The sequence below is a fragment of the Pseudanabaena sp. UWO311 genome (assembly GCF_006937785.1).
Classification (GTDB): domain Bacteria; phylum Cyanobacteriota; class Cyanobacteriia; order Pseudanabaenales; family Pseudanabaenaceae; genus Pseudanabaena.
In genome coordinates this window covers 1-13,724 of sequence record NZ_SJEE01000021.1, presented here as the reverse complement: position 1 = coordinate 13,724, position 13,724 = coordinate 1, and the positions used below count along the sequence as shown (strand labels likewise).

Sequence of the window (13,724 nt, the reverse complement as noted above, 5' to 3'; positions counted from 1 at the left end):
AATCTTACGGGTTGAGATATGTAATTAATTAAGCGTGCCTACTTAGCTTTCAAAAAATTGATTTTTAAAATGAGAATTGCTGCTTTGAATTTTAGATTTTTTGTATTTCGTATTTTTCGTGGTATAGGCGATAAAAACGCCAAAATCAGTTGTTAAGCGTACGTTAAGAAGTGCATCGAAGTTGGGTTGCTAATACCTGCAAAGTGTTATGGTGATCTCATAGCCAAATCAGCTATTCGGCGCAGTGGGGTAATTAAAAACAAGATTGCGCGTTTCAAATTTTTTAGCTGATTTGGAACTCAGAAGCGAGGTCATAGAGATGAAACTTGTAATTCAAGGCAAGAATATTGAAGTCACGGAAGCCATTCGCGAGTACGTCGAGCAAAAGATCGACAAAGCGGTGAGCCATTTCCAAGCATTAACCACAGAAGTAGATGTCCATCTATCTGTGGCTCGTAACCCTCGCATTGCTTCTAGCCAATCGGCTGAAGTAACAGTGTACGCCAATGGATCAGTGATCCGCGCCGAGGAAAAGAGCGAGAATTTGTATGCAAGTATCGACCTAGTCGCTGACAAGATTTCCCGCAAGTTGCGGAAATTTAAGGAGCGCAAGAGCGATCGCGCTGCAGCAAAAACCAGTGTTGCCGTGGTTGAGCAACCTCCTATACCAGTACCAAATGGCAATCGTGTGGTTGAGTTGCCAAATCAGGTTGTGCGAAACAAGTACTTTGCCATGCCTGCACTATCGGTTGATGAGGCTCTTGAACGTCTGGAGTTAATCGATCATGACTTCTATGTTTTTCGTAACGCGGATACGGGGGAAATCAACGTTGTCTATGAGCGAAATCATGGCGGTTATGGTGTAATCCAACCTCATGATGTCAAAAAAAATTAAGACAAACTTCAGAAGAGGACGCTAATAGTTCCTCAAAAAAGGAAGGGCGCTTAGCGTCCTTCCTTTTTTTTGAGTTTAAATTTGCTACGCTAGAAGACTAAAGCAAATTTCTCGCAGTTTTATTTTTTATACCAGAGCAGACATGACTGTTAAGTACGGCGAACAAGCGATCGCAGAAGTAAATCTAACCACTTTCCCGAATCCTCGAATTGGCAGAGATTACAAAATTCAAATAACTCTTCCTGAATTCACTAGCAAATGTCCATTTTCAGGCTATCCCGACTTTGCCACAATTTATATTACCTATACACCCAACCTATTGTTGGTAGAACTCAAGGCAATTAAACTGTACATCAATAGCTATCGCGATCGCTTCATTTCCCATGAAGAAGCGGTTAATCAAATTCTTGATGATTTTGTGAAGGTAGGCGATCCCTTGAGAATTAATGTCAAAGGTGATTTTACGCCTCGCGGTAATGTGCATACAGTTGTGGAAGTAAATTACACTAAGCCACAAGAAACAATTTAGCTACAGATGCGTCACATTTAAATGATTGCAGTTGATTTATGAAAATTCGTAAGAAATACCAAGTATCGGCTAATGCTGAGATCAATCTAACAGCTTTGTTAGATGTAGTATTTTCGATTCTGGCATTTTTTATCTTGCTATCAGCCGCACTGACTATGCCAAGTCGGATGGGGATTGATTTACCAATTAGCGATCGCAATAGTAAGGGCGACTCAAATTCAGGTGATCTTCAGCCAGAAGATGTTTTCGTAATCACTCTTGATCCTGCGGGACAAATGTTAAAAGATGGCAAATCTATGTCACCTCAGCAGTTGTCACAAGAGATTACTCGGTTCTTAGCAGCTTCCACCAGAGGGATGATTGTACTTAGTGCTGACGATTCAACTGTCTCATATCAAATTGTGATTAGTCGGTTGTCAGAATTAAGGGCGATCGCTGGTAATAGGGTGGCGATCGCTACATCTAGGTCTTGAGTCGAGTGCTTTGCTTCGTAAATTTATACTTGCAAAAACAAAATACTTATATAAAGCACAAAGCAATGTTGCCAACTGAACCAAAAAGCGATCTAAATGTAAGTCAAGCTGATAACCCTATGTTTAAATCTGTGCATACAGTTATGGCTAAGAATAATCCTATGCTTCAATTTACGAATAAAGCAGGTCGGCTGTTTATGCAGAACCCTTTTTGGTTGCTTGTAGCAGGTTCGGTCGGAATTCATACTGCCTTTGCTTTAGTCGCACCAAATCCAATCAAAAAAGAAGAGCTTCGCGAAGTCGCAGTTTCAACCCTTCCAGTTGTCAAGCTACCTCCCAAGCCAATACCAAATAACTCAAAGTCAAATAAATCACCTTTAGACAATTTCTTTGTCAAAAATACGCCCAAATCTGGCTCACCCCAAAGTACATTTTCCGATACCCTTAGCAATCCGTTAACCACCTTAGACTTAAATAGCATCGACAGTCTTGAGGATTTACCACCAGTTACAGATTCATACTCGGTTCCACCATTAGCCAGTGACACTGATAAAGCTGATTTTGTGAAAACACAAACTCCTGTGTCTCCACCACCAAAAGAACAGCAGCCCCAGCGCTTTACTAAATCTGGACAGATCGATAACACTGCTCCTGTGAAGCCGCCAGATAACCTTAAGCCTGAGTTTAAAAACGGCAATCTCAAAAAGGATGGAATAGCACCAAATAAAACTAATGGTAATAACAAAGCCCCTGATAAAGTTGCAACAAACCAACAAGAAGGCAATGGTGATCGCCGAGAAAAATCGATTGGCAATGCTACTTCGGCTTTTATAGCAAATCCCAGAATTCTTGATTTAAATAACAAAAAATTACTCAAGATTACAGAAATTGCGCCTCCTGATACATTGCTATCTGATCTTGATAACAGTAAGCGAGAAAAAGGAGTGGATTGGATTCCGCCCAAGCGAGCAAATACTTCTGGGAAAAGTGGGACAGTCACATTTATGTGGTTAGTTGATCCAAACGGTAAAATTGAAGAGGATACTGTAATTCTTGTTTTAAGTGGAATTCCTGAGTTAGATGATATTGCTAGAGAAGCAGCTAAGGGATACAAATTTAAACCAATTGAAGATCCTGCTAGTGGCGTATATCGTCTTGTTACAGCTAAATATAAATTCCCTTAAACTAAAGGCGGCGCAATGTGCCGCCTTGGTCTAAAGAAAGATGGCGCATTGCGCCATCTTTCTTTTTATGGATAAATTATTGGAAAATCTTGAACATAATTGCCATCACAGGCATATTTAGCTCGATATTCTTGTAAAACCATGCGATCGCCTTCTAATTTATAAAGAGCCGATGAGCCACAATCGCCAACACCTCGAAATTTGGTGAAGTTAGTCATAGTTTGCGATCGCACATTAACCCTAGGTAAACCTGCGATCGACCTGTAAGTAACCCGTTGTGGCTTTTCACCTGCTTTTGGCTCTTGGAAACTATCAAATTCAAGAGGGACAGCACGGGGTTTTTGTGCTTCGTCAATCCATAGGACATATTCAAAGTTTCCTTGATAAGCAGCTAGGAAGCACTGAATTTGCACCAAGTACTTTTTATCAGAGAGCTGGAAGGCTTTAGAACCCATTCCTCTTTGTCCATCTTCTGAACGGAAGTTATCCTTACAAACCCCTAAACTTTCGCGGTTTTGTAGAACATATTGCAATGGATCAGCAGCAGAACTAGTTTCTGGCTTAGACGGATTTGAGCGCGTCAGATAGCGGAATAATTGCTCTTCAGTTAATTTTTTGTTGGGGAAAGTTACACGCAATACAGGCTCAGGATTTTGAGTGGTAGGTGATTCGAGCGTATATATATATCCATCATTGTTAAACTCGATCGCCCCATCTTTCTGCGGATTATAATTCATCGCTTCTAAGTCCAAACCGCCACTACCATCTTTGTTTCGGCTGATGTAATATTTAGGGCGATCAGGCTCTTTTGAGTCTGCACAAATATAAACTCGATAATTAGAAGTTTCTCCATAGGCATAAATCACCTTGTTTTTGCCGCAGATGATATCGCCTTCAATTTCTTTGATATCGCCAATAACGATCGCTTTTGCAGAAGTGTTTGGAGATGTGGGGGATGGCTTTGTATTTGATGGAGTTGTATCAGGAGATGGAGAAACCGTTTTGGAAGTAGTTGTCGTGGTTGTCGTCAAATTATTGGGTGATGGCGATGTTTTTGGCGGATCTTGATTACTACACCCAATAAAGGTAAGGCTTGCCATCACAGTCATTAAGCCAAGTCGAATTCGCAACATGATTCCTGCTCCTGATATCTGCACTCTAAGTATAGCGATCGCGCCTTTAGTTAAGACATAAAACTAAATAGAGAGTTCCAACTTGCCAATATTGCGGCGCGGCTTCGCCGCACCGCAATATTGGTTCTTATTAACATGTTGTAATTCTGCCTACACCACGGAGTTGCTTAGCATACCATTGGGAAACTTGATCTAATCCTGATAGTTCACTAATAGCAATTCCGTTATGTCCATGCTCTTTCCCTGAGCTATGAATATATTCACCATTGCCGATGTATATGCCAACATGGGTCGCTTTTGTTGGATTGCCAAAAAAAATCAAATCGCCGACTTGGATTTCTTCTATTCTCACGGTCTTTGCAAATTCTTCTTGTTGATAGGCATCACGGGGTATCCAAATACCGACCGATGCAAAAGCAGCTTGCATTAATCCTGAACAATCATAATTTGGCGCAACTGTCCCTCCCCACAAATATTCATTTGGTATTGCCATAGCTTTTTGAATAAAAGTAACCACATCGGGAAGTCGATCACAAATTTCTTGAGTACTTAAAACTGGTGGTAAATTATCGATAAAACTTTGATGATCGCTAAGTTCTAATTTTTCAAAATCTTGACGATCCAGTAACCCTGTATAGTCATCTTCGAGTAATTGGATTTTGAGAAAATTTGGCTCAGCTTCTAATACTTGCAAATATCTACCCTTTGCCATCTGCGTTGCTAAGCGATCAAGTTTTGGAGAGTCGTAAATATTAATGTCAGCCAAACTGCGATAAATCATGATAATTTTTGCATTTAATTTTGCATTTAATATTTTTGCTCTAGACACTATAGCAATACAAATTTTGCTTAGGAACCCAAACCCAAAGAAGATGACGACGCTTTGCGTCGTCATCTTCTTTGGGAATATAAATAAGAAAGGAGTCGCTTTGCGACTCCTTTCTTATTTATATTCCCAATGTATGCTTTAAGGCTTTATCAATTTCGGTTGTTGGCAGCGAACCGATCACATTGTAAATCGATGAAATAGTTATAGTTGTCAGATTATCGGTCATTACCACTGAGTCAGTCAGTAACCCTGATTGCTTACCAGCGATCGTGTTTAATAGCACTAAAACACGACTGGGATGAATACTCCTGATCATGCGACTAGTAATCATCGCCACTACTACTTGTGGTAGTCCTGTCTGTAAATTATCAGCTTGGACAATTAGCGCTGGTCTTATTTTAGCCGTAATCATATCTGAGTTAGGAAACACTACGAGAGCTACGTCTCCACGTTTAACGTTTTTTTGCTGCATCGTAATTATCGTAAATACTCATTTCGGGACTGTCCCACTCTTCGGCAAAAGTAAATAAACTGGATCTCAATATCTGCGCATCTGCCTTATTAATGCCGAGGGATTCTAAATCAATCCCACCCGAATTCAGGAAAGTAACAATAACTCTTGTGCCATCGGGTATGCCTGAGGGCAGATCTCCGATCTTGATTTGACCGTTACGGTATAAACCTTCAAAACTTGTGAGCATAGCAAGTTATTCCATGATTTTGGAGCGGAAGTTACCTTTTAGAATACCAAAATCTAAGCCCAAAACTAAAGACAAGAAGCGCTCACTCTCATCTATAGCAATTACTGATCGAACGAACCCCAAGAAAATTTTTTAAGAGTGTTGCAAAGCAACACTCTTAAAAAATTTTCTTGCTTGGGATTTTGAGCGCAAGGAGTTGTAATTGTGGTGCTAAAAAACAATTAGTACGAACTACGGGTTGCATTATCATACTTTGCTGCTAGTATGTGTGCATCAAATTTGAAAACTAAAAAAGTGAGCTAGCAATAGCCGTGACCGTGCAGCTTCCCCCCCTTCCCGAAATTCATCACCCTAAGATTCAGGCGCTTTTCCAGAAGAGCGATCGCGAACTCGTGACGCTATTTCAAAGACATCCTGAAGAGGGACAATATTTTGCAGCGATTTTTTGTCGCTATGGACAAGTGCTGTACACCCTAATTGGTACGGCAACAAGATCGCCAGTGCAATCAGACTACTTATTTGTAAAAACCTGGGAATATATCTACCACGAGATGCGAGTGCTAGACTTGCGTGCGAATACGCCGCGTCTATCCTTGCAGAGTTGGCTGATTAATATTGCGGCCATGATGATTAATCGTGCTGAAGTCCCTCCTGTTGAAGAGATCCAATATTCACTTAAAGATACACCACCAGTATTTTGGTGCTACCTTAATCAAGCGCTAAATCAGATGGCGGGTAACCTACGTCTGATACTATTGTTGTCTCAAACTTTTCAGTGGAGCCATACGCGCATCGCTGCTTACTTACATGCTGAAGGCGAAAACATCTCTGCTAGTGATGTTAAACAACTTCTAGTTAAGGCATATCACGCCCTAGAAGATGCCCTTCCCGAAGATATCCGAGACATTTACCTAGCTCAAACCGCCGTTACTGCCTGAGGTAAAGATTATGCAAACATTGAGTCCCACCATCTCTCCAACTATTTCCAGAACATACAACCCAAGGGGTACTGACGCAGAGACTGATTTTTTGCCTGCGATCGCTCAGTCTTCAGTCTTGCAAACCGCTTTGGCTGGTTTGGATGCGAGCCTCAATGATGAGCTAGATCGCTATCGCCATTGGCAAGACAACGGTCAAACCATCTCTTATCTCAATCCCTTTAGACCTCGTGCTGTCTCCACGCAGTCGATCTGGACATCACCAAGTTTGTCCGATGCACTCTCCCCGATCGCTCCAATTACTGATTCAACTACCAGCGATCGGCGGACAATTCAAATGCCTGTGATGCCACCGATGGGCGCAGGATTACCAGCAAATTCATCAATTAATATTTCGGCAGCCGAGTTACATAACTTTAAAGGGCTAGAATCTCTGCAAAGTCTTGAAAGTTTCAGTGGCAGAGGCTTTGAACAAGATTCGCCCTATGCTCAAGATATGAATGGCTATGGTGAGTCAAGCAGTATGGCTTCGCCGACGATGGCAAGAGTACCTGAACCCGACGATGATGAGATTTTGCAAAGCTTTGCCAATGATTATGCAGATTCCTATCAACAACCCATTGAACAAGAGTCTGCTTATCCGATTCCCTCCGCACCAAACGAAAAGAGTGCCTTTCGCAGCTTAATGAATCCAGTGGGGATTATTTCGCTGTTATTGTTGCTTTGCTCTAGTGCTGCGATCGGCTATCTGATGGTCGATCCATCTGGGGTGATGAAACTTTTTAAACCTGAATCAAAACAAAAATCTTCGCAAAATGATGTCAAGAACTCAGATTTAGGTAGTGATATTAATCTCCAAAATCAGCAACAAAAATCAAATGATGCAGGTTTATCATTTGTTCCTTTTGCTGGCGATAAAAATACATTGACAAATAGCAATAAATCGTTATCTAATCCTGCGATCGCGCCCAAAAATCCATTAAATAACCCATCATCAAAGTCATCAAGTTTATTCGCTCCAAATAGCGCCTTTGTTCCCAGCACACCTTTAAGAACTGTGCCATCAACTGCATTACCGCCCATTTCAGTTGCCCCACTACCACCTGCTTTAGCGCCTGCGGAGCGTACCTATAGTCCTCCTAGCAGAAACTACGATTCGGCTCCTGCGCCCTCCTACAATCCTCCCGCTCCCCGACCTTCAACTAGCAGAGCTAATAGTTCTCCAAGTCCCGCTAGATCGACTCCTCCAAACTCTACCAGCCCTACTGACAATCCTGCGCCAACGACAGTGTATGTAACTCCGCGTAGCAATACTGCTGTGAAATATGCTGCACCTTTATCATCTGCTCCTGCGGCTCCCGCCCCAAGTAGCAGCTATCGGGTAGTTGTTGAGAATAGCTATGCTGCAAGCGCTCAACAGGTTGAGCGAGATGCTTATGTGCGCCCTAGTGATGGACAAGTGCAAGTTGGCTCTTATCGAGATGCTAATGCGGCTCAGCAAAGAATTGAGCAATTACGCCGTCAGGGTATTCCAGCCAGAATTGAATAAGATTTGCTAGATTGTAAAAGCGCTTTGTGCTTTCACAATTTAGCAATGATAAGTTACTTGCGAGACGCAAAAATCTATGCACTTTTTTTTCGATGCGATCGCCTGCGGTTTGTTAGCATCACTAACATGGATGGGGCTAGTATGGATGTCTCCTAATCACCCGATTGAATCTGGAAAAGCTTGGGTGCAGGGGGTGGGGTTAGTTGCGATCGCCAATATTTTTGTTTGGATTGCTTTAGTAGGATTAAATTTGCGCTGGATTCCTTTATGGGCTATTTGCTTTTTGCTGATTAATGCAACAATTGCACGTTTAATATTTCCACTTTGCGAAGGGATTAAGATTCCCAGTATTTGGGCATTAGTAATTCATCCTGTCGCGATCGCTTTGATGAGTATTTTGCTGGGTGGAGCTGTAGGTTTCTTATAAATAAAGGCGAGTGCATAGCACTCGCCTTTATTTATTTAAGGGAAAAGTTTAGAAATATTAGCATGATGCCAAAAGCGAGCATCCCAACAGCAAAAACTGACAAAGCGTTGGTAACTTGTTCGGAGAACTGCATGACTTCTGCAGCAATGACTTCTGGCGTTTTGTAGCGATCAGCCCACCAGAAATAACTTAGTGTAAATGCTGCTCCTAAAAACAGGGTGATAAACAGAGTGAAACCGATCAAAGGGGTATACACCATATACTTTCCAACTCCTCTGTGTAATTTAAAGTTTAGAAATAGTACCAGCTATTTCTAAACTGGTATTAGTCTAGTCAAGACATAAGTTGAGTCGGTAGCGATCGCTACTAGCTCAACTTATCACTATTATCAACCTTTAGCTTATCTTTTGTATTGAGCCATGTTTCGGTAATTGTTAAGTTCAATTACAATGAAAATTGATGTGATCGCTCTAGAAGGAAAAGATTTAAAAAGACTGCTGTACCCTCTTTACGAGGTTGCTTGCAGTGCGGTTGTCAGGACCTGCTACAGCAAAGAAGACAACTCCCCGTCTTGCTTCACAGCGTATTGATACGCTGTAGTTGCCATTGACTCCAAAAGCCCCATTAGCAAGAGGTTCAAAGTTACTATCGAACCCAGAGTCTTTGGCGGCTATTTCTGCTCTTCTAATACATGACTCTTGACTAATAGAAACGTATTTTACGTGATTAAAAATAATCGGATATTGAGCCATAGCCATCGCAGGAAAAGCGAAAATACTCAATATTGGTAATACTTTTAGATAGTTCATGATGCTTGTGAGAATTAATGTTTATTAATTAAAACCTGTATAGCAAAAAATTGCTTTTACATTCACATTTTATTAACCAGCAATAATATTTCTAAAAAGTGTGATATGCGATCGCAATCCATTCATCAATCTGAGCGCGATCGCATACGACAAAACCTGCTTCAATCATTGCGGAAGTTACATCTTCTTCGCGATCTCTGGTATAACCTGCGGTAATCAAGATTCCTGAATGTGTAGAAGTATTACGTAAAGCTTTGTAAAATTCGGCGGCGAGGGAAATATGCACTCGCGCAAAAATATTTGCCACGATGAGATCGAATTGTCCATTAGCTTTGATTTCGGTGACTGACTCAATGCTATCACCGCCCATCCAATTTCCTAGTTGGCTGGCACTGCCAAGACTCGCCTCTTTGACTGTGACCAGTGATGAGACCTGATTCCGATCTACTGCGTCTTGAGTGGCTGATACGGCAATGCGATCGTTATCGATCGCTAAAACCTTTGCTCCAAGTTTTGCTAAAGCCACGCTCAGAATTCCTGAGCCTGAGCCAAGATCGAGGGCATAAAATGATGGCTGAGTGTGCCGTTCTATTAGTTGCAAACTAAGGATGGTAGCGGGATGGAGACCACTTCCAAAGGCGAGACTATTTTGGAGACGGAGAACAATCTCTTGGGAATTGCTAGGTTGATAATCAGAGTCAGCAGATAGAATTACAAAGCGATCGCCTATGTAACGAATCAATGAATTTTCGGGATTATATTCTATCTTAGGGGGATTCTGAGCAACTACAAAAGTTTGTAACTCGGTAGTCATGCCTGTGCGATGGAGTGGTTTTAGGATAGAATCGATTGCTTCTATGCGTTGATAGATTTGGGTGTCTTCAGGTAAATACAATTGAATAGTGAATGTCCATTTGGCTGAGCGATCACGATATTCACTAATATGCATATCTTCGGCTGCGATCGCATTGGCAAGTAATGTACAAACCCAATCCACGGCTTCATTGGTGGTATCGAGGCTCAATTCTATCCATGACATAATTAATGTGCTCTCAAAAAATATAGAAAGTTCAGCGCGAAGCGCTGAACTGCCTATTTTGGCTGGTGACAGGTAATGCAATGGAATGCACCGCCGCCAAGGAGAATATGTTTGGCTGATAGACCAATTGCTTTGCGATTTGGGAAATGCTTGGCGATTTCTTGAACTGCTAACTCATCATTAGCAGAACCGTAAAGCGGAATGATTACGCTGTCGTTGGAGATGTAGAAATTGAGATAGCTAGCAGGCATAATTTCGCCCTCATCATCAAGAACGAGGCTAGGGGAAGGAATTTTAACTACATCCAATTTACGTCCCTTAGCATCGGTCATTGATTCTAATTGAGTAGCAATATGATTGAGGACTTGATAATTGGGATCTTTCTCAGAGGTTGGCTGCATACACATGACTGTATGCGGTGCAATGAAACGTGCGATCGTGTCGATATGCCCGTCCGTATGGTCATTAAGAAGCCCTTCCTCGATCCACAGAACTTTTTCTACGCCTAAAGCATTTTTTAGTCCAGACTCGATCGCATCTTGATTCATCTGCGGATTGCGATTGGGATTCAGTAGGCATTGCTTAGTGGTAAGGCAAGTTTCTTCGCCATCCACTTCGATCGCACCACCTTCGAGTACCCAATTAAATTCAAATTTAGGAATATCCATTGTCTGAAGAATATTCTCCGCGACGCGATCGTCATGCTCGAGCATATATTTACCACCCCAACCGTTCCATTGAAACTGCAATGCACCAATTGTTCCTTCAGCATTTTTGATGTATATGGGAGTGATATCGCGCATCCAGATGTCTCCAAAGGGAATCTGATGGAATCGAACTGGTAAATCGCCTAAAAGTTCTTTGGCGAGGGCGGCAGTTTCTTCTAATACCAGTATTTCTAGCTTTTCAGATTTGGCGATCGCTCTCGCCAGAGCGACAAATTCAGCTTGAACAATATCGAGATATTCTAACCACAGGTCGCGATGGCTAGGGAATGCTAGCCAACAGGATTGGTGTGTTTGCCATTCGGCTGGCTGTGAGTAGCCCAATTTTTTTGGGTGATCCATGACGGTTGCAGTGTTATTAGTAATCCATCGCAAATCCTACCTTTATTTTGGGCGATCGCGCTATACAATTAAGTCGCTACTAAGTCTTTACGCGGCTTTTACCAGTCATGCAACGGTAAATTTCTGTAGAGGGTATTTATGGATACAAGTTTTTGGCTCACAAAGTGGAGAGAAAATAATATTGCTTTTCATGAAAGTGAAGCCAACCCACTACTGGTCAAATATTTTAAAGAACTTTCTTTAGAAAAAGGCAGTCGCGTATTTTTACCATTGTGCGGTAAAACCCTTGATATTCCTTGGCTACTTTCTAATGGTTATCGAGTTGCTGGTGCTGAATTGAGCAATATTGCCATTGAGCAATTATTTACGCATCTTGAAGTGGAGCCACAAATATCAAGAGTTGGTGAAGTAGAGCATTACAGTGCAGCAAATATCGACATATTTGTTGGAGATATTTTTGATTTATCTAGCAAGATGCTTGGATTAGTTGAGGCAATTTATGATAGGGCGGCTTTAGTGGCTCTGCCCAGAGCAATGCGCGATCGATACACAGCGCACTTAACTGAGATTACGGATAAAGCTCCACAGTTGCTGATTTGCTATGAGTATGACCAAAGCCTCATGGAAGGTCCTCCTTTTTCAATCAGTGACGAGGAGTTAAATCAGCACTACAGTTATAATTATGATCTGACTCTTATGCTAAGCACAAATTTACCTAGTGGAATGAAGGGAAAATGCCCTGCAAAAGAGAATGTTTGGCTGCTAAGAAATGATTGATACTTGTGTAAGAAAATCATCACTCACATTACTAGCGATCGCCTTCAGCGCAATGGATGATCGATATGAGTATTGTTTGAAACAGACTATTAGGATTTGTTAAATCCCAATAGCCATACTAGTAGTGTGTTTTTAGCATATGAACGCAAGTGGACTCGAACCATCGACCCCCACGATGTCAATGTGGTATCGTTATTTGCTGGAAAGATTGTAGAGTAAAGCTTTTGAGTATTGTCAACAAGGTTACGGGGTAAAAATCGGGGTAATTGATTTTTCCTAACAAACAATTATACATTTGCAAGTCAGGGATTAATCGTGCAGTAAAGTGAAATAAAAGTAGTTGGGATAAGTTCTGATCGCCTATTCATGACATATATAAATTAAGCGATCCCATATCCTGATAAAGGCAAGTATCGGGTTTCGGCAAGCGATCCCTATGGGCAAAGACGAAAAAAGGCTGCGATCGCCATCGCCACAAACCAAGGAAATATCTGCCAGATGCAATATGCCATCACACCCAAAGCAACGATCGCAGGAATGAAAAACAATATGCGTAGGTATCTGAGTCTAGATTTAGGTTTAGCAGATTTTAGTTCCATGTTTGAATTGTTCTAGGGGAAAGATTTAACTCATGAAATGGACTGCGATCGCAGGAAGTTGGCGACAAACTAATCTTGACATAGAAAGCAAGGTGCGAGAGGAAGTGCGATCGCTGCTTGTCCTTAGCAATGGGCTTGTTTCAGATGGTGCTTTAGGTGTTGATTTCTTTGCTACTGATGAAGCATTACAAGCTGGTGTTGATGCTAGTCAATTAAAAATTATTATCCCGTCTACGTTGGAAATATACAGCGCTCACTATTTGAATCGTGCGAGTGAGGGGGTAATTACTCGCGAACAGGCGGAAACTTTGATTTTGCAGTTGGAAACTGTGAGGTCAATGGGTTGCTTGGTTGAAGGGACTGCTCAAATTATTGACAAAGAAGCGTATTTTAATCGCATTACCCAAATCATCGATATTGCCGATGAACTCATAGCTTTTCAGGTCAATGATAGTGAAGGGACGCAAGACACTATCAACAAAGCTAGAAAAAATGTATTCCAGTTAAAGTATTGAGATATAAGGTATAGACAGTTCTAGCGAAATTAGCTCTATGGACTTCCATACAAAAATGATCTCCGAAGGTCGCGATCGCTTTTACACTGGCTCCTTCATAATCGAATAATTATTGCACTGAAATAAATCCCAGATTCTGCCCAATTTGTTGCCCCTGCGGAGAAAGTGCAAACTCGATAAATTGTTTAACAACAGGACTAGTCGTTCTTTTTGCCGCTAAAAATAAGCTGCGACTGATGGGGTATTTCCCAGACTTTATA

At 41.5% G+C, this 13,724-nt stretch carries 18 protein-coding genes; 9 read left to right on the top strand and 9 right to left on the bottom strand.

Features of this window, described 5'->3' with window-relative positions:
* Nucleotides 1-319: 319 nt before the first annotated feature.
* The 4 genes from hpf to PseudUWO311_RS15795 all read left to right on the top strand — a co-directional run bounded on the left by hpf (nucleotide 320) and on the right by PseudUWO311_RS15795 (nucleotide 3,081).
* Nucleotides 320-895 carry a ribosome hibernation-promoting factor, HPF/YfiA family gene (gene hpf / locus PseudUWO311_RS15810; RefSeq protein WP_142656213.1) on the top strand — a complete coding sequence of 192 codons (576 nt, stop codon included), beginning with the start codon at nucleotides 320-322 and terminating at the stop codon, nucleotides 893-895.
* Between the two features lie 142 nt (nucleotides 896-1,037).
* Nucleotides 1,038-1,424: a preQ(1) synthase gene (gene queF / locus PseudUWO311_RS15805; RefSeq protein ID WP_142656212.1), complete on the top strand. Its 387-nt coding sequence runs from the start codon at nucleotides 1,038-1,040 to the stop codon at nucleotides 1,422-1,424.
* A gap of 38 nt (nucleotides 1,425-1,462) precedes the next feature.
* Nucleotides 1,463-1,897, top strand: coding sequence for an ExbD/TolR family protein (locus PseudUWO311_RS15800; protein ID WP_142656211.1), 435 nt, complete (start codon nucleotides 1,463-1,465; stop codon nucleotides 1,895-1,897).
* A 65-nt stretch (nucleotides 1,898-1,962) separates the two neighbouring features.
* Nucleotides 1,963-3,081 (top strand): energy transducer TonB, encoded by a 1,119-nt coding sequence (locus PseudUWO311_RS15795; RefSeq protein ID WP_142656210.1) that lies wholly within the window; start codon nucleotides 1,963-1,965, stop codon nucleotides 3,079-3,081.
* Between the two features lie 65 nt (nucleotides 3,082-3,146).
* Here the strand turns inward: PseudUWO311_RS15795 and PseudUWO311_RS15790 are convergent, their stop codons facing one another.
* From PseudUWO311_RS15790 to PseudUWO311_RS15775, 4 genes are all read right to left on the bottom strand, one after another.
* Entirely contained in the window at nucleotides 3,147-4,214 is a 1,068-nt protein-coding gene (locus tag PseudUWO311_RS15790) for a DUF1176 domain-containing protein (protein ID WP_142656209.1), read from the bottom strand.
* A gap of 130 nt (nucleotides 4,215-4,344) precedes the next feature.
* A complete protein-coding gene (locus tag PseudUWO311_RS15785) occupies nucleotides 4,345-4,995 on the bottom strand; it encodes a C40 family peptidase (protein ID WP_142656208.1) in 651 nt (216 codons plus the stop codon).
* A gap of 166 nt (nucleotides 4,996-5,161) precedes the next feature.
* Nucleotides 5,162-5,515: a type II toxin-antitoxin system PemK/MazF family toxin gene (locus PseudUWO311_RS15780; protein ID WP_142656207.1), complete on the bottom strand. Its 354-nt coding sequence runs from the start codon at nucleotides 5,513-5,515 to the stop codon at nucleotides 5,162-5,164.
* Nucleotides 5,496-5,744: a hypothetical protein gene (locus tag PseudUWO311_RS15775; RefSeq protein WP_142656206.1), complete on the bottom strand. Its 249-nt coding sequence runs from the start codon at nucleotides 5,742-5,744 to the stop codon at nucleotides 5,496-5,498. The genes PseudUWO311_RS15780 and PseudUWO311_RS15775 overlap by 20 nt, the downstream gene beginning before the upstream one ends.
* Before the next feature lie 317 nt (nucleotides 5,745-6,061).
* On the opposite strand from PseudUWO311_RS15775, the gene PseudUWO311_RS15770 reads away from it, so the two are divergent.
* From PseudUWO311_RS15770 to PseudUWO311_RS15760, 3 genes are all read left to right on the top strand, one after another.
* Nucleotides 6,062-6,682, top strand: coding sequence for an RNA polymerase sigma factor (locus PseudUWO311_RS15770; protein ID WP_142656205.1), 621 nt, complete (start codon nucleotides 6,062-6,064; stop codon nucleotides 6,680-6,682).
* A gap of 10 nt (nucleotides 6,683-6,692) precedes the next feature.
* Entirely contained in the window at nucleotides 6,693-8,231 is a 1,539-nt protein-coding gene (locus PseudUWO311_RS15765) for an SPOR domain-containing protein (protein ID WP_142656204.1), read from the top strand.
* A 76-nt stretch (nucleotides 8,232-8,307) separates the two neighbouring features.
* The gene (locus tag PseudUWO311_RS15760) at nucleotides 8,308-8,658 is read left to right on the top strand and encodes a hypothetical protein (RefSeq protein WP_142656203.1); all 351 of its coding nucleotides are present in this window, start codon (nucleotides 8,308-8,310) and stop codon (nucleotides 8,656-8,658) included.
* 31 nt (nucleotides 8,659-8,689) lie between these two features.
* Here the strand turns inward: PseudUWO311_RS15760 and PseudUWO311_RS15755 are convergent, their stop codons facing one another.
* From PseudUWO311_RS15755 to PseudUWO311_RS15740, 4 genes are all read right to left on the bottom strand, one after another.
* A complete protein-coding gene (locus PseudUWO311_RS15755) occupies nucleotides 8,690-8,917 on the bottom strand; it encodes a hypothetical protein (RefSeq protein WP_142656202.1) in 228 nt (75 codons plus the stop codon).
* Nucleotides 8,918-9,143: 226 nt separating this feature from the next.
* Nucleotides 9,144-9,467 (bottom strand): hypothetical protein, encoded by a 324-nt coding sequence (locus tag PseudUWO311_RS15750; protein ID WP_142656201.1) that lies wholly within the window; start codon nucleotides 9,465-9,467, stop codon nucleotides 9,144-9,146.
* A 91-nt stretch (nucleotides 9,468-9,558) separates the two neighbouring features.
* The gene (locus tag PseudUWO311_RS15745; RefSeq protein ID WP_142656200.1) at nucleotides 9,559-10,506 is read right to left on the bottom strand and encodes a 50S ribosomal protein L11 methyltransferase; all 948 of its coding nucleotides are present in this window, start codon (nucleotides 10,504-10,506) and stop codon (nucleotides 9,559-9,561) included.
* 53 nt (nucleotides 10,507-10,559) lie between these two features.
* A complete protein-coding gene (locus tag PseudUWO311_RS15740) occupies nucleotides 10,560-11,573 on the bottom strand; it encodes an agmatine deiminase family protein (RefSeq protein ID WP_142656199.1) in 1,014 nt (337 codons plus the stop codon).
* 138 nt (nucleotides 11,574-11,711) lie between these two features.
* Between PseudUWO311_RS15740 and tmpT the strand changes: the two genes are divergently transcribed.
* Complete coding sequence (gene tmpT, locus PseudUWO311_RS15735; protein WP_142656198.1) at nucleotides 11,712-12,350, top strand: thiopurine S-methyltransferase; 639 nt, start codon at nucleotides 11,712-11,714, stop codon at nucleotides 12,348-12,350.
* Nucleotides 12,351-12,784: 434 nt separating this feature from the next.
* Here tmpT and PseudUWO311_RS24080 read toward each other — a convergent pair whose 3' ends face one another.
* The gene (locus tag PseudUWO311_RS24080; RefSeq protein ID WP_190303524.1) at nucleotides 12,785-12,949 is read right to left on the bottom strand and encodes a hypothetical protein; all 165 of its coding nucleotides are present in this window, start codon (nucleotides 12,947-12,949) and stop codon (nucleotides 12,785-12,787) included.
* Between the two features lie 32 nt (nucleotides 12,950-12,981).
* Between PseudUWO311_RS24080 and PseudUWO311_RS15730 the strand changes: the two genes are divergently transcribed.
* A complete protein-coding gene (locus tag PseudUWO311_RS15730; RefSeq protein ID WP_142656197.1) occupies nucleotides 12,982-13,464 on the top strand; it encodes a hypothetical protein in 483 nt (160 codons plus the stop codon).
* The last annotated feature ends 260 nt before the right edge of the window (nucleotides 13,465-13,724 follow it).